This window comes from Novosphingobium oxfordense (genome assembly GCF_044029435.1).
GTDB lineage: Bacteria > Pseudomonadota > Alphaproteobacteria > Sphingomonadales > Sphingomonadaceae > Novosphingobium.
Genome location: NZ_CP147005.1, coordinates 1,909,234 through 1,934,782, shown reverse-complemented (window position 1 = coordinate 1,934,782; position 25,549 = coordinate 1,909,234). Strand labels below are relative to the sequence as shown.

Sequence of the window (25,549 nt, the reverse complement as noted above, 5' to 3'; positions counted from 1 at the left end):
ATGTCTTGGCGATGGACAGAGGGCAGCTTCCGCTGAATCAATTGCGCGCATTCGAGGCAGCGGCGCGCCACCTCAATTTCACTCGCGCAGGCCTTGAACTTTGCGTTAGCCAAGGTGCTGTCAGTCATCAGGTCGCTCTGCTCGAAGTGCGGTTAGGGGTCAGCTTGTTCCGACGGTTGCCACGGGGTCTAGCCTTCACCGACGAAGGGCAGGCACTCGTTCCGGTATTGGCGCAGTCTTTCGATGCGATCGGCGCAACACTCGATCGATATGCTGATGGCAGATTGCGCGAAGTGCTCACCCTTGGCGTGGTTGGCACATTTGCCGCAGGCTGGTTGTTGCCGCGGATTGGCCGTTTTGCCAGCGAACACCCAGATGTCGACCTTCGCATCATGACCAACAACAACCGCGTCGACCTCGCTGGCGAAGGGCTCGATCTTGCGATTCGCTTCGGTGATGGGGCATGGCACGGCACACATGCCGACCTCATCATGTCGGCACCGCTCACTCCCCTTTGTACCCCGGAGATCGCGGCGCGGTTATATGACCCGGCTGCACTTACCGGAGAGCCGCTGCTTAGATCCTATCGCGCTGACGAATGGCCGAACTGGTTCGCTGCTGCGGCGGTTACGCCACCTTCATTGCGCGGTCCGGTTTTCGATAGTTCAGTGCTGATGGTGCAAGCTGCCGAATTCGGACTTGGCATTGCGCTGGCGCCGCCAGCGATGTTTCAGACTTCCTTAGCCGCCGAGCGACTTGTTCAACCGTTCGTCGCCACCACAATAGATACCGGCAAATACTGGCTGACGCGGCTTCTATCGCGAACGGAAACCTCGGCCATGCGGACCTTTCGCAAATGGCTCGCGAACGAAGTAGCGGGCGAAATCGTCGCCTCGCGCTAATTCGAACCAAGTTCAGCATTCAACTCGGCAATCTGGATACTCGTAAGCGTCCGGCCACATAGTCTCGTGGCCGTTCCCTAGATGACAGGGCCGCCGTTGGTACTGCCTGAGCCAAAGCTCTCCCAATGGTTTTGATGGAATCGAAATATCTGGATGTCTGAGCGGCTACGGCTGGCGCTTTTCCAGCGTACATACGTCGTTACGAAAGCAATATCCCTGTTGAACCGAGGAGTATGCAAGGTGCGGATCTCACGACAGGAAGCATCGGCGTGAGCATCGTCCAAAACCCTGAAGCCTTGGCGTACTGCTTGGTCAGGCATTTCTAAAGAATTGGCATGGAGGGGTTTTGCTTTGCCCCATGCTAAGGCGGCTTGATCGTAGCGTGGATCACCTGCGTAGGAAAGTTTGCCATCCCCAAGCGACAGCGCGGATGGCCAGACCTCGCCTTTTTCCGTTTCCGGAACGATTTTTGCCGTCAAGCACGTGCCGTTAAGCGCGACAGTGTCGGAAAGGGCACGTTCGAGGACTGCTTTCTCGGCGGCCGTTGGACCAACGGGTGCATCCTGCAGCCCGCAGGCGCAGATTGGGTAGGCAAGCAGTAGGGCCGTGAACCGGTATTTCCTTTCTGGCATGGTGGAATGAATATCACGCTAAACCAGAGAGGCGATACTCAATTGCTCCCTGGATCAGTGCAGCGTTGATCCGCCATCTTCCAGTTCCAAGGTAGCAGTTCGTCGATCCGATTGATCGGATGCCCCTTGCCGATGCGATCAAGTACGTCGGCTAGCCATTCCTGCGGGTTGACGCCGTTAAGCTTGGCCGTCTCCAGCAACGAATACATGGCCGCGGCACGTTCACCACCACAGTCAGCACCTGCAAAAAGCCAATTTTTGCGGCCGAGGCAGATGCCCCGGAGGGCATTCTCCGCCGGATTATTGTCGATCTCCAGCCTGCCGTCGTCGGTGTAGGCGAGCAGTTGGGGCTTCAGCTTGACCGCATAACGCAGCGCCTCGGCCAGCGGTGATCGGGCCGATGCCTTGGACAGCACATCGTCGGCCCAGGCGAAGAAATCCAGCGCCTTGAGTTTCGAGAGCTTGCGAGCCTTGCGACGGAAATCCGCCGGTTCGCACACGATCTGCCGTTCGACGTCGTAAAGCTCGCCGATCATCTGCAGCCCCCGGAGCGCGACCGAGTTCGGGGCCGCCTTGTAGACATCGTTCAGCTTGCGCCGGGCATGGGCCCAGCAGGCAACGGGCGTGATCGGCGCAGGCTGGCGGTCACTTGCGTACAGGCGCTCGAAGCCAGCATAGGCATCGGCTTGCAGGAAGCCCGCAAAGGTCTTGAGATGCTCGCGCGGTCGCTCGCCCTTGCGATCGGGGCTGTAGCGGAACAGAGCTGCCGGCTTGTCCATATGGCTCCATCGTCGGTTGTCGCGCAGATACACCCATAGCCGCCCGGTTGCCGTCTTCCCGGTCCCCGGCGCCAGGACGGGAACGGGCGTATCGTCGGCGTGGAGCTTCACGCTGGCGATGACGTGATCGGCGATCCGATCGACCAGCGGTTGCAGCAGCCAGCTTGCCTGGCCCATCCAGTCGGCCATCGTCGAGCGGCTGATCTCCACGCCCTCGCGCGCGTAGATCTGCGACTGGCGATACAGGGGCAAGTGATCGGCGAACTTGGAGACGATGACGTGGGCCAGCAGGCCGGGCCCCGCACGGCCGCGCGGCACGGGCAGCGCCGGGGCGGGTGCCTGGCTGATCGCATCGCAGCGGTTGCAGGAAAGCTTGGGCCGGACGTGACGGACGACGCGAAAGCGGCCGGGGACATATTCCAGCACTCCGGTCACATCCTCCCCGAGCTTGCCCATCGCGCCCCCACAGGCGGAACAGCCGTCGGCATCCGGCGCTGCGTGCATAACCTCGTCGCGAGGGAGATGGTCGGGCAGCGGAGCACGGCGAGGCTTGCGAGGGGTAACCTTGGCCGGGGCATCATCGGGCACATGGCCTTCGATCACACACTCGGCATGGGCATGCTCGGCCTCGAGATCCTCCAGTGTCAGTTCGAGCTGATCGGCCTGAAGGGCAAGGCGCTCCGAAGACTGACCGAACTTCATGCGCCGCAGGCGGGCCAGTTGGACCTTGAACTTCTCGATCTGCAGCGCGGTCAGCTTAATCGAGTTCTGGGCAGCCTGAAGCTTCTCGCGGGTCTCGTCATGGGCCGCCCGTTCAGCTTCCAGCGCCCGCTCCGAAACCGCCAGACGTGCACGCATCGCCTCGGCAAAAGCGCGCAGTTCTGCGGGGTCGGTAGGGAGTTCGAGATCGTCGGAAGACACGCTTCCCGGTAGCAGAATCCGCCCTTCTACCCAAGCAGAAAGCCCGAAAATGCGGCGATTATCGCGTCAAATCTGCATCAGCAGGCGGGGCGGATCGGGGGCGACGGTACGCCGCCAATCCATCGCTTCGATCAGCAACGCGAACTGCGCCGGGGTCAGCACGACACCGCCCTCAATGAGCGGCGGCCAGACGAAACGGCTGCGTTCCAGGCGCTTGGCGAACAGACAAAGTCCGGTGCCATCCCAATGCAACGCCTTCAGGTAGTTGCCGCTCTTGCTGCGAAACAAGAAGACATGCCCGCCGTAGGGCTCGACCGCGAACAAGGGACGCACCAGCGCGGCAAGCCCGTCGAACCCAAGCCGCATGCTGACCGGTTTGCTCGCCAGATAGACCTTCGTTCCTGGCGCTAGCGAGATCACGAGATATCCCGGAATGCACGCAGCACGCGGGCCAGCGCCTTCTCGTTCACGTAGCTGTCCACCGACAGGCGAACGCCGCTGGGCAGGTCTATGTCTATTGCGCCGGGGCGGGCACCGGGATGCGGACGGATCAGTTCTTCCGGCACTGACGGCATCGGCGACGAAACACCTCGCGGCGCCTTCTGGGGCTCCGGCACCGCCGGCGCAGCTACAGGCTCCGCCGTTATGATCGCGCCGTAGGAGATGAACTCGAGCGCCTCACTGGCGATGGCCGCTGCCTGACGGCGCGCCGACCGCCAGTTGTAGATCAGGCTCTCGGCAATCTGATGACGCTCAGCGACCTGACGGACCGATACGCCATCTGCATCCGCCTCGGCGAGGATCGCCGCCTTCTCGGCATCCGAAAACTTTCTGCGCCGCTCGGTGCGCGCGATGATCTCCACCCGATCCTTCACTTGGCCTCCTTCTGGAGTCCAGAAAGAGACTCCTTAGCGGAGGTCCATCAGCGCCAAGCCGAAATGCCGCAACACGTCGGAGGCCGTACGCTTACGGATACTCCGCTCGCGATTTAGGCGGTACGTTGGCAAGTCCGCGGCGGATGGCAGTGAAGCGCTGCGACGGTTGTCGGTATGATTGAAATCCCATACGCTCAGGTCTTATGAACTCGATCTACCGCGACGCGACTGAAGCTGACTTGCCTGCTATCGTCGTCCTGCTTGCCGATGACGACCTCGGCATTTCGAGAGAAAATCCAACCTTGCCGCTCGTGCAATCGTACATGGATGCATTCCGGGCGATCTCGGCAACGCCGTATCAACGGCTACTCGTCGCTATCGACGACGGGCTCGTCGTTGGTACGATGCAATTCTTGCTGATCCCCGCCATCTCCCGCCAGGGAAGCTGGCGGGGGCAGATAGAAGCTGTCCGCATTGCCAAGCACTTGCGTGGGAAAGGTTATGGGGAAGCCTTCGTCCGCTGGGCAGTCGCCCAATGCCGCGCGAAAGGATGTGTGTCCGTGCAACTGACGTCCGATAATGCGCGAATGCACGCTCACCGATTCTGGCGAAGGGTCGGATTCCAGCCAACCCATGTGGGGTTTTAAATGAGCCTCTAGCGACAAGTAGTTGACCGATCGGTTCTGACCAGACTCGTCCGTTCAGGACCGGGCATCGAAAACCGCTCTGTCGGCTCCCGCCAATAGCCGTCGTTGACCGCCGCAACTAGAAACTACAGCTTCGTCCCAGAGCCGGCCCTTGCGTTGCACCAACCTGAGGCGTTGGGAACCGCAGGTCTAGGGCATGACCTCCCGTCATCGGAACTACTGACATAGGCGTGTAGCCGACCTACTGCCTCTGGCTGGCCGACACTGTTCATTCAGATTTCAACAGATAGCAACTGGAACACGAAGGTCGCTGAACGTGCTGGCCGTGGCGATGAACACGACCATGGCTCCGATGTGCTGGGCTTCGATCAATCTCTTGGTCTTCCCTATGTAGTCATGATTTTCTCGTAGAGTTCGTCGGCAGAGAAAGCCGTACAAAACGGTGCACCGGTTGCGCCTACGGCCGCCCAGGTCAGACTGAGCGCCCCGATGTTATTCCACCATGCCGAAGGCCCTTCAATCCAGACCTTGGCTGACACGGGCATGGAGGTCGGGGCCAACACGGCTGAAACCCAGCAACCGCGCCGCCGCGCGAATGAGTTCAGCATCCTCGCCGCCGGGGTTGTCTTCCCGAGCAATCCGGATGGCCGCCCGCACTTCCATCACAGATATGGCATCAGCTTTGAATGTGGCCCCACTCTCGGTAGAACGATCGCGCACGGGCGGCTCTGCTGCCTGCGCTGCGGTGAACCAGAAATCCTCACGATCGTTATCGATCCCTGCACTTTGGCGTTTCGCGGCCACCAAAGCCTGGCGCGTCGCGGCGACGATGCGCCGCCCCGAACTCTTCTTCCCAAAGGCAGCAGCGACGCGGCGTGAGATCTCGTCGACATGGACCGGGCCTTCAATGGCGATCACGTCGAGTATCATGGGCACCAGCAGTGATGGCGGCGCTTCATGCGGTTCGATGCTGCTAGCGGCCCAAGGTCGCGCACGTACGTAGGGTGGCATCACCCGGTCGACGACGGCAGGCAATTCAATGCGCTCGGGTTTCTCTGTCTGCGAGACTTGCGCGATCGGGACGTTCGCGCCCGACGTGACAAGCGGTCCGAGATCTTGCTCTTTGGCTGCCTCAAGCGCTGCGCGAAGGCGTTCGACCTGACGGCTCCGATCATAAAACCAGTCGGTGCTCCAGATGCGGTGGAATCTCCATCCCAGATGTTCCAGCACATCCTGACGAAGGCGATCGCGTTCGCGTGCCCAAAGCGCCGAATGGTAAGTGGCGCCGTCGCATTCGACTGCTAGCAGATAGCTGCCCGGTCGATCGGGGTGACGTACGCCGATATCGATGCGGAAACCCGCCGAACCCACTTGCGGATCGGCCAGGTATCCCAAGCTGCGGATCACATCCGCGACATCCTCTTCGAAGGGCGTGTCCGGCAGTTCGCCGGTTAGCGAGGGCTGTTCGATGGCACCCGATTTCGCGTACTCAAGAAAGCGCTTGAGAATGCGCGGCCCGGGCTGGCTGGCACGACTGACGTCGAGTTGGCTAGGATCGAAAGAAGCGAACACCTCGCACCGCAGGCGTGCCCGCGTAAACAGGACGTTCAAGCGGCGTTCGCCGCCTTCTCCGTTAATCGGGCCGAAGCTCGCGCCGGACATGACACCGCCGGGCACGGTCGGCCCATAACCGACGGTGACGAGAATTACGTCGCGTTCGTCGCCTTGGACGTTCTCGATATTTTTGACGAACAGATCTTCGGAGCGACCTTCGCGAAGGAAGGAATTGAGCGCGCTATCATCCCGGCGGGCCTGTTCCAGGAGTTCGGTGATAGTGTTCTTCTGCGCATGGCTGAACGTGACAATGCCGAGCGATAGATCGGGCGTCTTGTGCGCATGTTCCGCCACCCGCGCGACCAGGGCCTGGCCTTCGAGGCGGTTGTCGCGGCGCCCACCGCGATCATAGGCGCCGGCAACCTGGGTAAAGATTAAGCCGTAAGCGGGATCCCGCTCAAGAGGGGAGGGAGGCAAGACGAGGCCACCATCATAGAATTCAGCGTTCGACACGCGCATCAAAGAGGGGTCACGCGAGCGGTAGTGCCATTGCAACATACGTCCTGGCAGCCCGCGCGCCTCGCACAGGGTCAGGATGCTCTCCGACGAGCCCAGTGCCGCTGCGCCGCCGAGAAGGTCTTCGGTCGGCTCGGCTTCACCTTCATCATCCAAATCGTCAGCATCGCCGTCGCCATCGGCTAAAAGGCGGTCGAAGAACGAAGATGGCGGAAGCTGTTTCTTGTCCCCAACCACCACGATCTGGCGCGCGCGGGCGATGGCGCCGAGCGCATCTTCGGGACGCACCTGGCTCGCTTCGTCGATTACCAGTAGGTCAAACGACACCACGCCCGGAGTTAGGAATTGTGCCACTGAAATCGGGCTCATCAGCAGCACCGGCTTGATCCGCTGGATCGCGGCCGGGGCGGTGCGGAAGAGCTTGCGCAGCGCCATATGCTGCTGCTTTTTGCCGATCTCACCGCGCAACACCTTCATCTCGCCCTGAGCCCCCTGTGGGAGCTGGGCGAGATGATCCGCAAGGATGGAAACGACGCTGTCCTTGAGGCGCGCGCGTTCCAGTTGAATAAAGTCTTCGACCAACGCATGACGGTCGAGGGTCGCCACCTCTTTCAACGATGGATTGGTCGCCAAGGCGGCATTCCAAAGCTGTTCGGCGCGGGCGAATTTCAACTCGATCGTTGCCATGCTGGCGTCGAGTTCGCCTGTCGCCATGCGCTCCGCGAGGCTGGCCATGCCGCGTTCGTCGAGTGCTTGGCGAGCTTGGCAAAGCGCCGCCCACTCGCCGTACCGCGCCGTTGCATTGGCCATGGTGTCGAACACGCCGCCCACAACCGACAGGTCGGCGTCGGGGTGGGACACTCCAAATCGGCGCTCGTCGATTTTCAAACTGCGCACGATCGTTGCTGTACGATCGCCGGCGCCGGTGGATTGAGCATTGAGGTTCGCAAGGTACCGGGCGCGCGACGGCACATCAGCGGCCATCGCCACGATCCGATCGGGAGTCGGGGGTGATAGCGCCGTTGGCGACGCGCGAACACCATTCGACGACCCGTGCGGCATGGGCAAAGTCGGTTCTCTCGCCCCGCCAGTCTTCCCCGAGCGCGGAGGTGAGCCACGCTTCGTCTTGGGCCCATTGCCGGCGCAGCGTTTGGACTTCTGCCAATTGGTCGACAAGCGCGAGGCGTTCAACAGCATTGGAGGGCAGGGGGCCGCGCACGATTCCGGCCAGCGCCCGCGATGCGCCGCGATAGGCTCCGCCCCAGCGCGCAAAGAATGACGCGGCGCCCGCCGCGAGCGGGCCGCGAAGAGCCGAGATCTCGGCGTCGAACGCGGAATCGACGAACACGGAAGCAGCGTCATCGTGAGCCCGGCGCCACGTTTCGCCCAAGCCGACGCCTTCGCGCAACCGGCTGTGATCGGTGATCGTCAGGACGCGAGAAGCGAGCACTGCATCTGCCGCCTCGAAGCCCTCGAGCCGTGCCAGAAGATCGCATACGGGTTTCACGGCGCCAAGACTGCGCGGTGTTTCGAGGCCGGCTGCAGACATCGGCTCATCAAGCACGGCACGCAGGGCGTTCGCTGTATCCGCCGCAGCCGCAAGGTCCTGGGCGAGGCGGCTTACTGCGACCGGTTGCAGGTCGATTGCGCCGACCCCGTCGAAGGGATGGAGCGCCTGCGGTCCTGCAGTCGCCAGCAGCGCGCCGTACCGAGCGATGAGTTCGCATACAGCCGTTTCGTCTTCGCGAGACATGGCCACAACGGCACCGGCATCGAGCGTCGGCATCGCCGCGCCCATTCCCAGGTAGCGAGCCTGTCGACCAAGCACACTGAACGGTGTTTCGCCGCTGCTACCGATGAGAGCATGAAGAGCGTCAGCCAGGTCATTCAGGCGGTCACGTGCGCCGCGCAGGGCTTCGGGTGCAGAAGGAATGGCGGGCACTGCCTGGCCGGCGGCTAGCGTGCGGCCGAGTTCGGCGTGTACGGCCCGCTTGTTGGCGGTTTTGGAATGGAGTTCAAGGATGAGGTCACGCAGACCGACCTTCACCAATCGGTCATGCACCACCGATAGCGCCGCCATCTTTTCAGCGACAAACAGGACAGTTTTGCCCTCTTTGGCTGCGGCCGCGATGATGTTGGTGATGGTCTGGCTTTTGCCGGTACCGGGCGGGCCCTGGACGACAAGGTTTCGGCCAACCCGCACCTCCTCGATGACTTTGGCTTGGCTGGCATCGGCATCGACGACGTGGAACAGTTTGTCGGGCGGAAGCACGGCGTCAAGCCGATCCTCGGGCCCGAACAACGGGGTTTCTTGCGCGAAACCTTCGTGCAGCAGCCCTTGGGTCAGTTCATGCGATTCAAGCGCATTTTCGGGCCAAGCCTCAAGTGCCAGATCACGATACATGAGTAGTTTGGAAAACGAGAAGAAGCCGAGTTGGATCGCGTCGCGGTCCACTTTCCAACCCGTTCGCTCAGCAATAATTGTCTCGACCTGGGCGTGGTAATCGCTTGGCTGCCAGCCACCCTCGTCAGCTTCGAGTTCCGGCAGGCGGATGCCGAAATCATCGAGCCAGCGTTGCTGGAGCGGAAGGTTGGTCATCATGTCCTCGGGCCGGAGCCTGAGGTCGTAGGTCGATCGACGCTGATCGCGGACGAGTTCGACCGGCAAAAGCACGAGGGGAGCTTCGCGTGTGACTCCGGAGTCTTTATCTTCGAACCAGGTCGCAAATCCGAGCGCGAGATAGAGGATGTTGATCCCCTGCTCCTCTTCAGCGGTCTTGGCTTCGCGCGCGATCTTGAGAAGCTTTTTGGCGAGCCCATCGGGACCGAGCCGCGTTTCCAGCTGATTGTCGGTGTAGCGCCCCTCGCCGATGCTTTCGCCCGCCTCGTCTCCGAGATCAATCTCCCCCTCTGAAAGCTTATCGTGACCGAGAGCGCGGAAACGCATGGCGCGGCCGCCCGACAGGATCTCATGCACATCGTCAGATCGCTCATTGACAATGTTCAGGACATTGCCGCGCGAGTTCGAGCGATTGACGTGAACCAGACGATTGCGTGTACCTGTCTCGACCAGGCGCTTGCGCGTGTCATCGAAGAGGCGCTGGATCGAACGGCTGCGGATAGAGTTGGCGTTGGCTTGAAGATCAGCGGTCAGATCGGTCATCGGTTACCAGGTTAGGGAAAGCTGAGAGAGCCAAATATTGGCCCGGGATTGTTAATTTGAGATTATCCTTAAAGGCTCGGCACCTTGGGCGAAACTCGTCAATGACTCAATCCGTTTCGCTGCGTTTGCGATGAACATTTGGCTAACGCGCCTCTGATCGACGCTCTTGATAGCGGTAGCGTGCTCGCGACATGAGTTGCGGGCATCGCAAGGGGCACTACCTGACCCGCTCCAACACCGGGATCGCCAATATGGCTGCCATCGCCGGGAAGGCGGGCATCGAGGCGCTCGAACCGATCTACGTGACGCGCTGTTATCTCACCCGTCATGGGCGCGGCCCCATGCCGGACGAACGGGATATTGCTCCCTACTTCAAGGTCGATGATGCCACTAACCGTAACCATCCGATGAAGGCCGCCGCACAGCACTGACTAGATGATAATGGATCGCTGGTTGGGCTGCCACTTCCAGGGCAGCAACTCGTCGAGTCGGCGGGCCGGATGCTCGGCAATGCGAGCGAGCACATCGGCGAGCCAGGCCTGCGGATCGACATCGTTCAGCCGGGCGGTCTGGGTCAGGGTGTAGAGGATTGCTGCGCGCTGGCCGCCGCGATCGGATCCGCAGAACAGCCAGGCCTTCCGTCCGAGCGGCACGCAGCGCAGGGCACGTTCGGCGGCATTGTTGGTCAGGCAGACCTGGCCGTCCTCAAGGAAGCGAGTGAAGGCATTCCAGCGCCGGAGCATGTAGTTGATGGCCTTGGCGAGGTCATGGTTGCGCGAGAGCTTGGTGAGTTGGGTAGTCAGCCAGGCATGCAGCTCAGCCATCAGAGCTGCGCTCAGCTCGCGGCGCACGGCGAGGCGCTCGTCGGCATCCTTGCCATTGATGCCGCGCTCGATATCGAACAGAGCATCGATCCGCTGCACGGCCTCGATCGCGATCGGGTAGATCATGCCGGCATGCTTGCCGCGGCTCTTCTTGCGGGCCGCACTGGCAACGTCGGCCAGTTCGAAGAACTTGCGCCGCGCGTGGGCAAAGCAGCCGGCCTCCAGCACGGGCGCAGGCATGCGTCCGGGAGCATAGAGCTCGCCGTAACCACCATAGGCATCGGCCTGCAGGATCCCTGACCACGACGATAGATGCGCTCTTGGATGATCTCCGCGCCGATCGCGCGAGTAGTGGAACAGCGCTGCGGGCGGATCGGCGCCGGCGAACGGTCGGTCATCGCGCACGTAGACCCAGAATCTGGCCGTATCGGTCTTCACCTTGGCCATGACGGGCACGGTCGTATCGTCGCCATGCAATCGCTCGGCGGCGAGGACGTGCGCCTCGATGAGGCGATAGAGCGGCATCAGCGCAAAGGCGGCGGCACCGACCTGGTCGGCAAGCGTCGAGGTGCTCAGCGGCACGCCTTCGCGGGCGAAGCGCTCGGCCTGGCGGTTGAGGGGCTGGTGCTGGACGTACTTCTCGAACAGCAGCATGGCGAGGAAGCTGTGGCCAGCCCAGCCACGCGGCACGACGTGGAAGGGCGCCGGCGGCTGTGTGATCGTCTCGCAGTCCCGGCAGGAGAACTTCTCGCGCACGGTCTGGACGACCTTCCAGGCGCGCGGGATTACCTCGAGCGTCTCGGTGACGTCCTCGCCCAGCTTGGACAGCCTGCTGCCGCCACAGGCCGGGCAAGAGCACGGCGCCGGCACGATGACCCGCTCGCGCGGCAGGTGTTCGGGAAACGGCTTCCTGGCCGGCCGCTTGCGTTCGAAGGCGGTGACGGTAGCGGTCTTCTCGGCCGCAACCTCGGCAGCAAGATCGTCCTCGGCGGCGTCGGCTTCGAGATCTTCGAGCTGCAGTTCCATCTGGTCGAGCAGGCGGCGGGTGCGCTCGGCGCTGGCACCGTACTGCTCGCGTCTGAGCTTGGCGATCTGCAGCTTGAGGTGCGCGATCACCGCCTCGGTGGCGCTCTCCCGGGCATGGGCATTGGCGAGCTTGGCTTCGGCCTCATCGGCCCGCTGGGTCGCACTCGCCAGCAGCGCCTTGAGCGCTTCAATATCGTCAGGAAGGGGCGAAACGACGGCTTCCATGACCGCGATGGAATCACAGAAACCCGGCCAAATGAAGCGCAAAATGCTCCGCTGGAGAAGAAAACGACGCCCCTATCCAGCGCTCTGCGGACGCCAGGAATACTGCGGGTTCCGCCAGTCGATCCCGTCGAGCAGGCAGGCGAGTTGCGAAGCTGTCAGCGACACCATCCCGTCCTTCGCCGATGGCCAGACAAAGCGTCCCTTCTCGAGCCGCTTGGCGTAGAGCGACATACCGATCCCGTCGTGCCAGATCAGCTTCACCAGAGATCCGGCCCGCCCGCGGAACACGAACAGATCGCCGCCATGGGGATCGCGCTTGAGGCCCTGTTGGACCAGCAAAGCGAGTCCCTGCATCCCCTTGCGCATATCCGTGTGCCCCATCGCGATCCACACACGGGCGCCTGAGGGGATCATCGCAATGCCTTCAACGCCGAGGCCACCAGCGCCGGCGAAGCCGAGGCAAAAATGCTGATCCGCTTGCCGCGCGCCAGGTCGATGACGATCGCGGGCTGCAGGCCGGAAGGAGCGACGTCGATATCTTCGATCATCACGGCCGCGGCGAAACCGGGAGCCGCCAAATCGTCCGGTTCGGGCTCGGAGTGAGCATCGCGCAGCTTACGCCGCCACGTGTAGACCAGCGCGGTCGGCACATCACGTCGCCGTGCGACCTCGGCGACGCAGGCCCCGGGCGCGAAGGCCTCGCTCAGGATCTTCAGCCGTTCCTCGTCGCTCCAACGGCGACGCCGCTCAGGCCCGGAAAACACTGTCATCTGACCCATCGACCGCTCCTAAGTAAGCGATGTTCTCAGCCCACGGCGGTCCATGGCATGAGTTCGCTCACGGCGTTTGCAGGATGACCTTCAGCGAGCTTCGTGAGCGTCTCGGCCAGCCAAGTATGCGGGTTGATGCCGGAGATCTTGCAGTTTTCGATCAGCGTGGCGATGACCGCCCAGTTGTCGCCGCCCTCGTCAGAGCCTGCGAAGAGCGCGTTCTTGCGATTGAGGGCCAGCGGACGGATCGATCGCTCGACGGTGTTGGAATCCATCTCGACGCGGCCGTCGTCGAGGAACAGTGACAGCCCGGGCCAGCGGGTGAGTGCGTAGCGGATGGCGTCGGCGAGCTTGCTTTTGGCGCTGATCTGCCGAAGTCGTGCCTCGAGATAGATGTGCAGATCATCCACGATGATCCGGGCCTGTTCGGCGCGCACTGCGCGGCGGTGCTCTGCCGGGGTGCTGCGAACCTCGTCCTCGATCGCGTAGAGCATGGCGATCCGGCGCAGCGCCTCGGTCGCGACCGGTGAGTTGTCGGCCAACTCGTAGAATTTACGCCTCACGTGTGCCCAGCAGAAAGCCAGACTCACCTGCTGCCGGCGCTTGGCGAGGGCGGCATAGCCGCCAAAGCCATCGACCTGCAGGATGCCGGCGAAGTTGCCTAGATGCGCCTCCGCCCGCTCACCCTTGCGGTCGGCTGCATAGACGTAGGCGACCATGGGCGGAGTATCACCGCCCCATGGTCGATCGTCGCGGGCATAGGCCCAGAGCTGGCCGGTCTTGGTCCGGCCTCGCCCGGGATCAAGCACCGGTGCGGTCGTTTCGTCAGCAAACAGCCGCTCGGATCGTCGTAATCGCTCCAGGATATGATCGCGCAAGGGGCGCAAATACCAAGCCGCCCGGCCCACCCAGTCCGCCAAGGTCGAGCGGTCGAGCTGGATGCCCTGACGGGCGTAGATCTGCGCCTGACGGTAAAGCGGCAGGTGATCGGCGTACTTGGCGACCAGCACCTGCGCGATCAGCGCTTCGGTGGGGATGCCACCCTCGACGATGCGCCCCGGCGCCGGCGCCTGGACGACCGCACTCTCGCATGAGCGGCAGCCGTAGCGCGGCCGGCGGGTGACCAGTACGCGGAAGGTGGTCGGCACGACGTCGAGACGCTCGGCTACGTCCTCACCGATCTGATGGAGCGCGCCACGGCAGCACGGGCACGCCTTATCCTCGATGTCGACGACCTGTTCGATCCGCTCCAGGTGGGCAGGTAGCGAGCCCCGGTTGGCCTTGCGCGGCCGATCTGCGGAAGCCCTATTTGCCTTGTCTATGGCATGCTCGGCCTCGGCCAGAGCTGTCTCAACCTCCTCAAGGGCAAGCTCGAACTGATCGGGATCGAGTTGCTCGGAACGGCGGCCGAACCGGTGCCGCTGCAGGGCCTCGATGATCGCCTTCAGGCGCTCGACCTCGGCTTGGAAAAGCTTGAGCGCATCAAGCTCGCGGGCTTGTTCAAGGACGAGCGCGCGGAGCGCTTCGACGTCACTGGGAAGGTCCGCTTCCATGAGCATGGAGGCAGTGAATCAGGAGCAGAACCCCGCGTCAACCGGCAATCTGCGGTGCAATCGGGCGGCGTCCACCGTGCACCCGGCGCCAGTCCAGACCCTCAAGCAAGGCACCCAGTTGGGCTGCAGTCAGGCGCATCACGCCATCCTGGATCGCTGGCCACTTGAACCCGCCGGACTCCAGCCTCTTGGCCATCAGGCACAGTCCCGTGCCGTCCCACCATACCAGCTTGATCCGGTCACTGCGCTTGGCCCGGAACACGTAGATTACGCCCGAATACGGGTCACCTCCATACTCGGCGCCGACCAGCGCAGCCAGCGCGTCCGGGCCTTTACGGAAATCCACCGGACGCGTTGCTACCATCACCCTGGTGCCCGGGCCGATCCCGAGCATCACGCGGCAGTCTCTTGCAGAGCTTGAATGATGGCCACGACCAGGTCGGTCCGGGCTGCCCGTCCGACCCGGATCACAGCTCCACCAACTTCGACCTCAATGCCATCGTGCGAGCTCGGCTGCGACGTCCCACCCACGACCGGCACAAACATGGGCTCGTCGCGTGGAGGAAGCTTGGCGGCCTCCATGGCGTAACGCAGCTCCCTGCGCCATGTGTACAGTAGCGCCGTGCTGACCTCCCGCTCTCGAGCAAAGGCCGCGACGTTATCGCAGCGCTTCATCTCCGAGACCAACGCGAGCTTCTGTTCCAGCGTCCAGACGCGGCGGCGACCTGCCATGCCCGCGAGAACCTCAATCCGCCGGACAGGCTTCAGAGGCACTCCAATGTCGGTGTCCAATGCGGTCGTAAGGCGGGGCTCGTCCATCCCCCCAGTTCAACTACAGCGCCCGCAACAGGCAAGGTGGAGCCGGGACACCGCTTACGCTCCTAAGCGCACTCTTAAGAGCGCACTTAAGACCGGTCCCTTACCTCATCGACAAGGCGCGAGCCACCGGATGGGTACGATATGCCGATGGCAAGCGCGCCAGCAGCCTTTCCGAGGGCGACTTTCGGGCGGCCGAATCCGGATTTGTCTTCTCGTTCTATCGCTACCAAGTGCCCGCCGGGATCCAGCACAACGACAGTGAGCGGGTTGAGCCCCATTTCGCGCCCCTTTGCGCGGGCTCCGGCGATCACTTGGCGGGCTTGTGCTAGTTCAATCATCACTTTCTTTTTGAATGTCCGAGCACGAAGTCGCCGCGAGCTCAACCGACGAGATGCGAAGAGATCAGTGTTGCAGTTGTGATCGCCTGGACGGAGTGCCGCAACATCGATGAGCGGCTTCCAGCATACGTGTGTTGTTTATCGCCGTGCCTCAATCAACTGCGCGGTGTCACTTCTCAATTCGAGCGTGGCTTGGAGGACAAAGGGAAGCTTTAGCCGACCTCTGAACTGGTGTTTTGCGACAGTCCTGTCAGCGGAAATCTAGTGCTACGCATGACGGGAGGCTGGCAGTAGGTTCGCAGCAGTAAAGTCGCTTTCCGATTGGCGGCTGGATGGCCGGTTCCGACCTAATTGTCGCCATTCCGTTCTGTCTGCTTGAATGTCGGATTCGATCGAAACCGGCCGGTTGAGGGGATGCAAGCAGAAATGTGCATCTCGCGAAGTATAGCGCCACCAAGGCAAGAAGGATAAGCTGGTCAAAGCGAACCATATCCTCCTCAACCATTCTATAATGGCATGATCTGATTGTCCGCGATCAGCGTCTTACCGAATTTGCGTTGGTGAGGCCCTCGGCGCATTTTGGATCCAAACCATGTTAGTGAATTCCTCTACTCGAACGGCGGTTAGCGCATTGGTGTCGGCAACGTCTGTCGTCGCCGTTTCGGACGGAATTACCAGCAAGTCGGCTGCCGTGACATCCGGTCCGGTCGAGGGAGCAAAATCCAGCGGTTTCGGCAGCCTTCTCGCGCCCACAACCGCAGGAAATCTTCTCAACTTAATTACTGAAATGCCTTCGAGCGATAACAGCGCGAAGTCACTCACACCCCGACAATGGCTCGCTCACTCCATGACGCTTGCAGCCAACAGTCCGGAAGAACTTCCGCAGGCTCGCCAGCCCAACTATTACTCCCAGGCAGATTTGGACACGATTAAGGCGGTGACAGGGTATAACCTTGTTGTCATGAATGGGGCGACCGCAGTGGTGGATGATCAAGGGAATCTACCTTCACCAGACATCGCGAAGAAGGTCTCGCTTTTGGCTGCCACGATCGAAGGCAATCGTGCGGCAGGCGCTTTCACCGGTGAGGTGACGCTTGCTTACCTAGATGATGTGTTCGCCCAGTTCACAGCAGCGAAGGAACCGTTGCCATCCGAGTGGCTCGACAATGCCCTCCACTATCTGCAAGGGACGAATGGCCCATCAAACGCTGCGTGACGCCGGAACCGCAAGACCGGCTCCAGCTCCTGTTGCAGCTTCATTGAGTACACCAGAGCCACCGACCGCCTCCGACCCAACGTCGGACGCTGTCCAATGGGTATTTCGATGTCTGCTCGTGGTTAGAGCAGACGACCGCGCTGTCCTTGGGGTTAGTTTTGGGAACTGTTTCACGAAGCAGTGAACTCAATCATCACCCGCCGCCCTGAAAACATGGGCCATGAAGATAGCCAAGCGTCGAGGCCTTCAAAAGGCCCACCTCGCGGTTGCGCGCCACCTCGCGGTAATCATGCACGCCATGTTGCGTGACGGCACTTTTTTCCCGGTACGAGTGAGTTAGACGGCGAAGCATAAAAGCGATCTGAGGGCGGTGCCCCGCGAAGGAACGCAGGGACGAACGATCTGCGAAAGTGCTCGGATGGGTCAACAAGCCCGCATCGATTCAATGCAACGCTCGCCTCTATGAGACCCGTACAGCACAGCCAGACTTCGCTTGGAAAGTGGGGGCAGATCCCCGAAACCCTCAAGGGATCACACCGCCTCGCTCTGCAATTACGGATCCTGGGCCCAGCCTCGAGCGGGGCTACCATCACCTCCGATAGAGCGATGCCATTCGGGTCACGATCCGGGGTGCCTGTCTGAATTCTATAATAACGTGATCGACATCACGCCAATGCGCCGGGCAGCCGCTTAGGGCAGCGGCATTCTTGAATGAACCCATCTGCTTACGGGCGCATTCTTCAGGGGGAAATAGTGACCATAACGTCCAATACCTACCGCTTCCAACGCGGCAGTCAGGCGCTGTGCAGCCGCGCCGCACTTTCAGTTGCACTTTGCACTGCTGGAATTCTGCTGGTTAGCGCCGAAGCTGCGGCCCAGGTCGTTCCGGACGCCGGCAGCATCCAGCGCGAGCTGAGGCAGGGCCTGCCGGGTGGTGTCTCTCAGCCCGTCGCATCGCCGATTGCGACCTCCCGCTCAACGGACAGCGTCCCTGGGGAAGCCGTGCACGTCGTCAGCTTCAAAATCGAAGGGGCCACGCTGCTCCCGCCCGGCGAGCTCACGGCCGCAACGCAGGCTTATGCTGGACGTGACCTGACGATGCAGGACCTCAAGTCGGCCGCCCAGGCGGTTGCCGACGCGTACCGGCGTCGTGGCTTCTTTGCGCGCACGGTGCTGCCCCCGCAGGACGTCACGTCCGGTACGGTCATCATTCGCGTCCTCGAAGGGCGTTTCGGGCAGATACTGCTCAACGACCGGGCGAACCGGGCCAACGGTTCGTTCGTTGAACAGATCGTCGGCAGTCGCCTAACCGGCGGAGCGCCCTATTCGGCGCAATCGCTCGAACGAGGGCTGCTGATTGCCAACGATCTCCCCGGGGTTCGCGCCGACGGCATACTCAAGGCGGGAAGTGCCTCCGGCACCAGCGACCTCGCGCTGACGGTTACCGATACGGCGCTCATCTCCGCCACCGCCACCGCCGACAATGGCGGCGTCGATTCCACGGGCATCTACCGCGGCATCGCGTCGATCACCGTCAACAACGTTACCGGCAGGGGTGACCAGATCACGCTGGTCGGGCTCGGTTCGAAGCACCTGGGTTATGGCCAGCTCGGCTGGAGCATGCCCATCGGCAGCGGTGGCTGGCGGACCGGCATTTACGCAAGCTACATGCGCTACACGCTTGGCGGCGACTTTGCCGATCTCGACGGCCGCGGCAACGCCGATACACAGGGCGTCGAGGTCACCTATCCGATCATCCGCAGCAGCGCAGGCAACCTGCAGTTCCGCGCCGCTTACGAGCATGGGCACTATCACGACGATCTGCTGGGCGAGGCCGCGCACCGCAAGCAGCTGAACCGCGTTTCGCTGTCGCTGCGCGGCGACAGCATCGACAATCTTGTCGGGGGTGGGCGCACCCGCATGGGCCTGACGATGACCATGGGGTCGCTCGACCTTGGCGGGCTGGACAGCGACAAGGAGCTCGACAGCCTAACCACGCGCGCCAATGGCGGATATGGTAAGCTCGAGGCGGACTTGACCCGCGACCAGCGGATCACCGGGCCGATGTTCCTGCGCCTTCGCGCGACTGGCCAGTGGGCGATGAACAATCTCGATTCCTCCGAGCAGATTGCCCTTGGTGGCCCTTATGCGATCCGCGCCTTCCCGGTGAATGAGGCCATGGGTGATCGCGGCGCGATCGCCAATGTCGAACTGCATTGGCCGGTCGGAGGCGCGCTCAAGGGACTCGACCTCTATGGCTTCGTCGACGGCGGCGTGATCCAGCTTCACGCGCGAACCTGGGCCGGCTGGAACGACCCCGGCGCCGACAACGTCTACACCCTTGCCGGCGCGGGCGCGGGCGTTTCCTACGCCCTGCCTTATGGGTTGTCGGTTTCCGCTATCGTCGCGGCGCCGATCACCGACAACCCCGGCGGGGCCGACGGGCACCACAATCAGGACGGCAGTAGGCGCAACGCGCGCGGCTGGCTCAACCTTTCCAAGACCTTTTGATCGGATCGACCTCGATGACCAAGATCAACCGCCGCATCGCCGTGAAGACCGGCGCCTCGCTCCTCAGCCTTGCTCTTGCTACCCCCGCGCTTGCCAGTCCGGCCGCGACGACGCTGCCTACCGGCGGCGCTGTCGTCTCTGGACAGATTGCGATTGCAACGAACGGCAGCGCCATGACCGTAACTCAGGCCAGTGAGCGCGGCATCATCAACTGGCAGAGCTTCGACATCGGCAAGAACGCCTCGGCCGCCTTCGTCCAGCCCGATGCCAGCGCCGTCACGCTAAACCGTGTGTTGTCCTCCGCCGGGTCGACGATTGCCGGCCGTCTCACCTCGAACGGCAAGGTTTACGTCGTCAATCCTAATGGCGTGCTGTTCACCTCGACCGCGCAGGTCGACGTTGGCGGCATTGTCGCCGCGGCCGGTACGATCTCGGATGCCGACTTCCTGGCCGGCACCGACCGGTTTACGCTCGCCACGGGCGGCTCGGTGATCAATAAGGGCCTGATCACGACGCATGACGGCGGCCAGGTCGTGCTGGTCGGCGGGACGGTCTCGAACCTCGGTTCGATCAGTGCGCCCAAGGGCGACGTCGTGCTGGCTTCGGGGGCAAGTGTGCTTCTCGACGGCGGTGCCGACGGCCACCTGCAGGTGGAGGTCGACGGTGCGACGACCCGGGCGTTGGTCGAGAACGGTGGGCTGATCGCCGCCAACGGCGGAAAGGTGCTGCTCACCGCACAAGGGGCGAGTGCGGCGGTCTCCTCGGTCGTCTCGAACACCGGGACCATCGAAGCGCAGACTCTTGCCAATCGTTCAGGCCAGATCCTGCTGCTTGCGGGCATGGATGGGGGCATCGTCAACGCCGGGGGAACGCTCGACGCCTCGGCGCCCGATGGCGGCGATGGCGGTTTCATCGAAACGTCCGCCGCCGGCGTCGCGGTGGCCGACGACCTGAAGGTCTCGACGTTTGCTGCATCGGGCCTCACAGGTACCTGGCTGATTGACCCCACCGACTACGAGATCTCGTCGACACAGAATACCGCGAGCAACTTCAACAACGCGACCCTGTCCGCCAACCTCGAAACCACCAATGTCACGGTCTCCACTCCGCTCAGCGGCATGTTGACCGTGAAGGACGCGATCAGCTGGTCGGCCAATACCACGCTGAGCCTCGTCTCGAGCGGTGGGCTGTCGATCAAGGCGCCGATCACCGCGACGGGGACTTCGGCCGGGCTTTCGCTCACAAGCAGTTCGGGCGCGATCAGCATTGCGCGTAACATCACGCTTTCGGGCGCCAACGCCGCGCTGACGCTCACGGCGTCGGGCGCCGGCTATGCGCTTCTGGACGGCGCCCGCCTGTCGCTTCCCGGCGCTTCGGCATCGCTCACCGTAGATGGGCAGGCCTATTCGCTGATCCATGACCTCGCCCAATTGCAGTCCGTTGCCGGATCGGGCTTCTACGCGATCGCGAACGACGTCGACGCATCGGATGTCCTCTTCACTCCCATTTCCAGCCTGAGCGGGACGCTTGCCGGACTTGGGCACGACATCGACGGATTGACCATCAGCAGACCGGGTTTTTCCTTCGTCGGTATGATTGGCACGCTGACCGGCACCGTTCGCGACCTGACCTTGTCAAACGTATCGGTCCAGGGCGGCGGCCTTGTTGGAGCGCTGGTCGGCTATGCGGTCGGCGCCAGCATTTCGAATGTGCACGCTACCGGTACGGTAATAGGCACCGGCTCGATCGTTGGCGGATTGGCCGGCGCGACGATCAACGGCTCGGTCCGCAATTCCTCTTCGGCCGCCACGGTTACGGGCGCTGCCTATGTTGGCGGCCTGATCGGCGAGAACGACTATGGGGCGATTTCCGATTCCTACGCCACGGGTAACGTAACGGCCTCGCAATCAGGGGGCGGGCTCATCGGATGGCTTAGCACCGGCAGCTTGACCAATGTCTACGCGAGCGGCGCGGTCGTCTCTACGACCGAAGGCGGCGGGCTTGTCGGTCACCTGCTCGGATCGACCACGGCTTCCGGCGCGTATTGGGATATCGGGAGCACGGGGCAGGCCACTAGCGCGGCCGGAACCGGCATCGCGAATGCCGGTGCCTACACCGCGTCGACCTACAGTGGCTTCGATTTCACCGATACCTGGGTCATGCTCGACGGAACACGGCCGATGCTGCGCAGTGAGGCTTCGAGCGTCATCTACACACCGCATGCCCTCCAGCTCATGGCGCTCAACCTTTCGGGCAGCTATGTCCTAGGTGCCGATATCGACTTGAGCACGCTTTCTACGAACAACACCTACGGTTATCGCAGCGATGTCTGGGGAAGTGAAGGCTTCGACCCGGTCGGCGACGACACGGCCGCCTTTACGGGGACGTTCGAGGGTCAGAACCATAGGGTTACAGGTCTGACCATCGCGAGGGGCAGCGATTACGGCATCGGCCTGTTCGGCTACACATCGGACGCGACGATCGGCAATGTGGCACTGGATGGCGGGAGCATCGCAGGCAGCGTGAGCGTCGGTTCGCTGGTCGGCAATGCAACCGGCGGCAGCATCACCAACGTAACCTCCTCGGCGTCCGTCACGGGGGACTTGACTTACGGCGCCAATGTCGGCGGCTTGATCGGCATTGCTGATGGCACCGCCATCTCCCGTGTGTCGGCCTCGGGCGACGTGATCAGCACCGGTGTGGCTATTGGCGGCTTGATCGGCAGCCTCTCGTCGGGAACGATCACAGAATCCTACGCCACCGGCGACGTCCTCGGCAGCCTGACGCAGAGCCTGTCTGCAGGCATCGGCGGCTTTATCGGGATCAACTACGGCACGATCACGCAGTCCTACGCCACCGGAAACGTGACCTCGAGCAATTCTAATCTCGGCGGCTTCGTGGGCTCGAACGTGGGGGCGATTTCCAACGCCTACGCGACCGGAGACGTCAACGGCATTAACCAGTCGAACACCGTTGGAGGCTTTGTTGGCTACAATAGCTATAGTGGCACCGTCGCCAACGCGTTCTCGTCGGGGTTTGTGAGCGGCGCTACGTTCGTGGGCGGGTTCCTCGGATGGAACCCAGCAAATGGCGCGATCACCGGATCGTTTTTCAACACTGAGACCAGCGGACAGCTTTCGGGCGCAGGTGGCGGATATGGGGGCGCCGTCGGTCTCACCTCTGCCGAGATGATGTCCCTGTCGAGCTATTCGAGTGCGGCCTGGAGTATCGACGACGAAGGCGGAACAGGCGCCGTCTGGCGTATCTACGATGGCAGCACGACCCCGTTGCTGCGAACGTTCCTGACCCAGTTGACCGTCACCCGCGCATCGGACACGAAAACGTACGACGGTCTGGCCTATGCGGGAGGCAACAGCGTAACCTACGCTGGCTTCATCGACGGAGACACCGCGGCGAACCTCAGTGGTTCCCTTACGTACGGCAGTACAACTGGCTTCACCAATGCCGGGACCTACACGCTCACCACCGACGGTCTCTATTCGGCCAAGTACGATATTGTCAGCGTTGATGGCACGCTTACCGTGAACAAGGCGGCGCTGACCGTCACCGCCAACGATGCCACCAAGACCTACGATGGTCTGGTTTATAACGGCAGTGCCGGGTTGACCTACAACGGCTTCGTGAACAACGAAACGGCGTCGATCTTGGGCGGTTCGCTTAGCTATGCCAGTGGGACGGATGCCGGCAGCTATGCGATCACGGCCTCGGGCCTCACCTCGGGCAACTACGCGATCTCCTACGATGCGGGCTTATTGACGGTGAACAAGGCAGCGCTGACGGTCGTCGCCAACGATGCCAGCAAGACCTACGACGGCCTTGCCTACGCTGGCGGCGGCGGTGTCACTTACACCGGCCTTGTCAATGGCGAGGACGCCAGCGTGCTTGGCGGAACCCTTGTCTATGGCGGCTCGTCGCAGGGCGCGACCAATGCCGGCAGCTATGCGATCACGGCCTCGGGCCTCACCTCGGGCAACTACGCGATCTCTTACGATGCGGGCGCGCTGACAGTGAACAAGGCAGCGCTGACGGTCGCCGCCAACGATGCCAGCAAGACCTACGACGGCCTTGGCTACGCTGGCGGCGCCGGGGTTACCTACACCGGCCTCGTCAATGGCGAGGACGCCAGCGTGCTTGGCGGAACCCTTGTCTATGGCGGCTCGTCGCAGGGCGCGACCAATGCGGGCAGCTATGCGATCACGGCCTCGGGCCTCACCTCGGGCAACTACGCGATCTCTTACGATGCGGGCGCGCTGACAGTGGACAAGGCAGCGCTGACGGTCGCGGCCAACGATGCCAGCAAGACCTACGACGGCCTTGGCTACGCTGGCGGCGCCGGTGTCACCTACACCGGCCTCGTCAATGGCGAGGACGCCAGCGTGCTGGGCGGAACCCTTGCCTATGGCGGCTCGTCGCAGGGCGCGACCAATGCCGGCAGCTATGCGATCACGACCTCGGGCCTCACTTCGGGCAATTACACGATCTCCTATGGCGCGGGCTCGCTGACGGTGAACAAGGCAACGCTGGCGGTCACCGCCAACGATGCCAGCAAGACCTACGACGGCCTTGGCTACGCTGGCGGCGCCGGGGTTACCTACACCGGCCTTGTCAATGGCGAGGACGCCAGCGTGCTTGGCGGAACCCTTGTCTATGGCGGCTCGTCGCAGGGCGCGACCAATGCCGGAAGCTATGCGATCACGGCCTCGGGTCTGACCTCGGGCAACTACGCGATCTCCTACGATGCGGGCGCATTGACGGTGAACAAGGCAGCGCTGACGGTCGCGGCCAACGATGCCAGCAAGACCTACGACGGCCTTGGCTACGCTGGCGGCGCCGGTGTCACCTACACCGGCTTCGTCAATGGCGAGGACGCCAGCGTGCTGGGCGGAGCCCTTGTCTATGGCGGGTCGTCGCAGGGCGCGACCAATGCCGGCAGCTATGCGATCACGGCCTCGGGCCTCACCTCGGGCAACTACGCGATCTCCTACGATGCGGGCGCATTGACGGTGAACAAGGCAGCGCTGACGGTCGCGGCCAACGATGCCAGCAAGACCTACGACGGCCTTGGCTACGCTGGCGGCGCCGGTGTCACCTACACCGGCCTCGTCAATGGCGAGGACGCCAGCGTGCTGGGCGGAGCCCTTGTCTATGGCGGGTCGTCGCAGGGCGCGACCAATGCCGGCAGCTATGCGATCACGGCCGCGGGCCTCACCTCGGGCAACTACGCGATCTCCTACGATGCGGGCGCATTGACGGTGAACAAGGCAGCGCTGACGGTCGCGGCCAACGATGCCAGCAAGACCTACGACGGCCTTGGCTACGCTGGCGGCGCCGGTGTCACCTACACCGGCCTCGTCAATGGCGAGGACGCCAGCGTGCTGGGCGGAACCCTTGCCTATGGCGGCTCGTCGCAGGGCGCGACCAATGCCGGCAGCTATGCGATCACGGCCTCGGGTCTGACCTCGGGCAACTACGCGATCTCCTACGATGCGGGCGCGCTTGAGATCGACCCCGCCAAGCTGTCGATCGCCGCGGACTCCAAGACGATCAGCATGTCGGGCTCTTACCTGCCGCTGACCTACACCGTGTCGGGCCTGGTTGCTGGCGATAGCGCTGGAAGCGTTGTTTCAGGTGGACTTTCGACCAATGCCGACATCAGCACGGCAGGCACCTACAAAATCGACCAGGGTTCGCTCTCCGTCCTCAATTCGAATTACGAGTTCGAGACCTTCACCGCAGGCCAACTGACGGTGGAGGCGGTAGTCCAGAACGACCCGACCCCGACCGCCCCGACCGGCGGTGCGCTGCATCAAAGCATTCCAGCCTCATCACACTCTTCGGGTAACAGCGCTGCTGCAGAGCCATTTGTGGCTGCCGACTTCAAACTTCAGGTCGGCGATCTCGCCAGCGGACACATCGGTTTCGAGCCCGATTTCATCCGTTGATTGATCAGGGCCTGCAATTCGGAATTGCAGGCCCTTTCATTCTCATAGGGCTTCTAAGCAAAGTATTGAAAGGCGGTTCACACAGAACGCTTGTAACGAATGCTGAGGTGTCGGTTGCTGCCGTCCATCACGCCATTCTTAGATGTCGCGGTGAGCGAATGCTTCTATCCGAAGCGGACGGACCCGCGTGCTACATCACAGACGGCCAGTGGAGCAGGAGCGGCGTCTCGCAATCGAGTTCAACGACCTAGCTCTGCGAAAAGAGACCGCGCCGATCGACGCCTCGCTCGAGAATCCCAAATTGTCTCTATTCTG

The 25,549-nt window shown here is 62.6% G+C and carries 19 protein-coding genes and 1 pseudogene; 7 read left to right on the top strand and 13 right to left on the bottom strand.

The annotated features are described in order from the left end of the window. Nucleotides 1-11 precede the first annotated feature (11 nt). Nucleotides 12-902, top strand: coding sequence for a LysR family transcriptional regulator (locus WBP07_RS08975; protein ID WP_395395762.1), 891 nt, complete (start codon nt 12-14; stop codon nt 900-902). Nucleotides 903-979: 77 nt separating this feature from the next. On the opposite strand, the gene WBP07_RS08970 is transcribed toward WBP07_RS08975, so the two are convergent. The 4 genes from WBP07_RS08970 to tnpA (WBP07_RS08955) all read right to left on the bottom strand — a co-directional run bounded on the left by WBP07_RS08970 (nt 980) and on the right by tnpA (WBP07_RS08955) (nt 4,109). Next, nucleotides 980-1,381, bottom strand: coding sequence for a hypothetical protein (locus tag WBP07_RS08970; RefSeq protein ID WP_395395618.1), 402 nt, complete (start codon nt 1,379-1,381; stop codon nt 980-982). Between the two features lie 191 nt (nt 1,382-1,572). Beyond that, nucleotides 1,573-3,234 (bottom strand): IS66 family transposase, encoded by a 1,662-nt coding sequence (gene tnpC, locus WBP07_RS08965; RefSeq protein ID WP_395395616.1) that lies wholly within the window; start codon nt 3,232-3,234, stop codon nt 1,573-1,575. A gap of 66 nt (nt 3,235-3,300) precedes the next feature. Continuing rightward, complete coding sequence (gene tnpB, locus WBP07_RS08960) at nt 3,301-3,654, bottom strand: IS66 family insertion sequence element accessory protein TnpB (RefSeq protein WP_395395614.1); 354 nt, start codon at nt 3,652-3,654, stop codon at nt 3,301-3,303. Continuing rightward, nucleotides 3,651-4,109 carry an IS66-like element accessory protein TnpA gene (gene tnpA, locus WBP07_RS08955; RefSeq protein WP_395395612.1) on the bottom strand — a complete coding sequence of 153 codons (459 nt, stop codon included), beginning with the start codon at nt 4,107-4,109 and terminating at the stop codon, nt 3,651-3,653. The genes tnpB (WBP07_RS08960) and tnpA (WBP07_RS08955) overlap by 4 nt, the downstream gene beginning before the upstream one ends. Nucleotides 4,110-4,312: 203 nt before the next feature. On the opposite strand from tnpA (WBP07_RS08955), the gene WBP07_RS08950 reads away from it, so the two are divergent. Beyond that, nucleotides 4,313-4,756, top strand: a complete 444-nt coding sequence (locus tag WBP07_RS08950; RefSeq protein ID WP_395395611.1) for a GNAT family N-acetyltransferase — start codon at nt 4,313-4,315, stop codon at nt 4,754-4,756. A 516-nt stretch (nt 4,757-5,272) separates the two neighbouring features. On the opposite strand, the gene WBP07_RS08945 is transcribed toward WBP07_RS08950, so the two are convergent. Beyond that, the gene (locus tag WBP07_RS08945; RefSeq protein WP_395395610.1) at nt 5,273-7,810 is read right to left on the bottom strand and encodes a DUF3320 domain-containing protein; all 2,538 of its coding nucleotides are present in this window, start codon (nt 7,808-7,810) and stop codon (nt 5,273-5,275) included. Continuing rightward, complete coding sequence (locus WBP07_RS08940; protein ID WP_395395608.1) at nt 7,800-9,989, bottom strand: DUF4011 domain-containing protein; 2,190 nt, start codon at nt 9,987-9,989, stop codon at nt 7,800-7,802. The genes WBP07_RS08945 and WBP07_RS08940 overlap by 11 nt, the downstream gene beginning before the upstream one ends. Nucleotides 9,990-10,180: 191 nt before the next feature. Here WBP07_RS08940 and WBP07_RS08935 point away from each other — a divergent pair, with 191 nt between their 5' ends. Further along, a complete protein-coding gene (locus WBP07_RS08935) occupies nt 10,181-10,420 on the top strand; it encodes a hypothetical protein (protein ID WP_395395606.1) in 240 nt (79 codons plus the stop codon). Here WBP07_RS08935 and tnpC (WBP07_RS08930) read toward each other — a convergent pair whose 3' ends face one another. The 7 genes from tnpC (WBP07_RS08930) to WBP07_RS08900 form a co-directional block, all read right to left on the bottom strand. Then, complete coding sequence (gene tnpC, locus WBP07_RS08930) at nt 10,421-12,064, bottom strand: IS66 family transposase (RefSeq protein WP_395392691.1); 1,644 nt, start codon at nt 12,062-12,064, stop codon at nt 10,421-10,423. Between the two features lie 72 nt (nt 12,065-12,136). Next, nucleotides 12,137-12,478: an IS66 family insertion sequence element accessory protein TnpB gene (gene tnpB / locus WBP07_RS08925; protein WP_036524680.1), complete on the bottom strand. Its 342-nt coding sequence runs from the start codon at nt 12,476-12,478 to the stop codon at nt 12,137-12,139. Next, nucleotides 12,475-12,843, bottom strand: a complete 369-nt coding sequence (gene tnpA, locus WBP07_RS08920; RefSeq protein ID WP_395392689.1) for an IS66-like element accessory protein TnpA — start codon at nt 12,841-12,843, stop codon at nt 12,475-12,477. The genes tnpB (WBP07_RS08925) and tnpA (WBP07_RS08920) overlap by 4 nt, the downstream gene beginning before the upstream one ends. Nucleotides 12,844-12,869: 26 nt before the next feature. Further along, complete coding sequence (tnpC, locus tag WBP07_RS08915; RefSeq protein WP_395392692.1) at nt 12,870-14,393, bottom strand: IS66 family transposase; 1,524 nt, start codon at nt 14,391-14,393, stop codon at nt 12,870-12,872. Between the two features lie 31 nt (nt 14,394-14,424). Further along, nucleotides 14,425-14,751, bottom strand: coding sequence for an IS66 family insertion sequence element accessory protein TnpB (tnpB, locus tag WBP07_RS08910; RefSeq protein WP_395392694.1), 327 nt, complete (start codon nt 14,749-14,751; stop codon nt 14,425-14,427). A 29-nt stretch (nt 14,752-14,780) separates the two neighbouring features. Next, a complete protein-coding gene (locus tag WBP07_RS08905) occupies nt 14,781-15,179 on the bottom strand; it encodes a transposase (protein ID WP_395392696.1) in 399 nt (132 codons plus the stop codon). 113 nt (nt 15,180-15,292) lie between these two features. Further along, the gene (locus WBP07_RS08900) at nt 15,293-15,544 is read right to left on the bottom strand and encodes a heme-binding protein (protein WP_395395604.1); all 252 of its coding nucleotides are present in this window, start codon (nt 15,542-15,544) and stop codon (nt 15,293-15,295) included. Nucleotides 15,545-16,136: 592 nt separating this feature from the next. On the opposite strand from WBP07_RS08900, the gene WBP07_RS08895 reads away from it, so the two are divergent. The 4 genes and pseudogenes from WBP07_RS08895 to WBP07_RS08880 all read left to right on the top strand — a co-directional run bounded on the left by WBP07_RS08895 (nt 16,137) and on the right by WBP07_RS08880 (nt 25,234). Next, on the top strand, nt 16,137-16,760 hold the full coding sequence (locus tag WBP07_RS08895) for a hypothetical protein (protein WP_395395602.1): 624 nt from the start codon (nt 16,137-16,139) through the stop codon (nt 16,758-16,760). Between the two features lie 196 nt (nt 16,761-16,956). Further along, nucleotides 16,957-17,100 (top strand): annotated as a pseudogene (locus WBP07_RS08890) (IS110 family transposase); the annotation flags it as partial. Nucleotides 17,101-17,513: 413 nt separating this feature from the next. After that, complete coding sequence (locus WBP07_RS08885) at nt 17,514-19,271, top strand: ShlB/FhaC/HecB family hemolysin secretion/activation protein (RefSeq protein ID WP_395395600.1); 1,758 nt, start codon at nt 17,514-17,516, stop codon at nt 19,269-19,271. 14 nt (nt 19,272-19,285) lie between these two features. Next, a complete protein-coding gene (locus WBP07_RS08880; RefSeq protein ID WP_395395598.1) occupies nt 19,286-25,234 on the top strand; it encodes an MBG domain-containing protein in 5,949 nt (1,982 codons plus the stop codon). Nucleotides 25,235-25,549 lie beyond the last annotated feature (315 nt).

Bases quoted from the DNA above. Each gene is read 5' to 3' on its own strand.
- WBP07_RS08935 (WP_395395606.1), top strand. From the start codon at position 10,181: ATGAGTTGCGGGCATCGCAAGGGGCACTACCTGACCCGCTCCAACACC.
- tnpB (WP_036524680.1), bottom strand. From the start codon at position 12,478: ATGATCCCCTCAGGCGCCCGTGTGTGGATCGCGATGGGGCACACGGAT.
- WBP07_RS08945 (WP_395395610.1), bottom strand. From the start codon at position 7,810: ATGGCCGCTGATGTGCCGTCGCGCGCCCGGTACCTTGCGAACCTCAAT.
- tnpC (WP_395392691.1), bottom strand. From the start codon at position 12,064: ATGGAAGCCGTCGTTTCGCCCCTTCCTGACGATATTGAAGCGCTCAAG.
- tnpB (WP_395392694.1), bottom strand. From the start codon at position 14,751: ATGGTAGCAACGCGTCCGGTGGATTTCCGTAAAGGCCCGGACGCGCTG.
- WBP07_RS08975 (WP_395395762.1), top strand. From the start codon at position 12: ATGGACAGAGGGCAGCTTCCGCTGAATCAATTGCGCGCATTCGAGGCA.
- WBP07_RS08950 (WP_395395611.1), top strand. From the start codon at position 4,313: ATGAACTCGATCTACCGCGACGCGACTGAAGCTGACTTGCCTGCTATC.
- WBP07_RS08895 (WP_395395602.1), top strand. From the start codon at position 16,137: ATGTTAGTGAATTCCTCTACTCGAACGGCGGTTAGCGCATTGGTGTCG.
- WBP07_RS08940 (WP_395395608.1), bottom strand. From the start codon at position 9,989: ATGACCGATCTGACCGCTGATCTTCAAGCCAACGCCAACTCTATCCGC.
- tnpC (WP_395392692.1), bottom strand. From the start codon at position 14,393: ATGCTCATGGAAGCGGACCTTCCCAGTGACGTCGAAGCGCTCCGCGCG.
- WBP07_RS08900 (WP_395395604.1), bottom strand. From the start codon at position 15,544: ATGATTGAACTAGCACAAGCCCGCCAAGTGATCGCCGGAGCCCGCGCA.
- tnpA (WP_395392689.1), bottom strand. From the start codon at position 12,843: ATGGGTCAGATGACAGTGTTTTCCGGGCCTGAGCGGCGTCGCCGTTGG.
- WBP07_RS08880 (WP_395395598.1), top strand. From the start codon at position 19,286: ATGACCAAGATCAACCGCCGCATCGCCGTGAAGACCGGCGCCTCGCTC.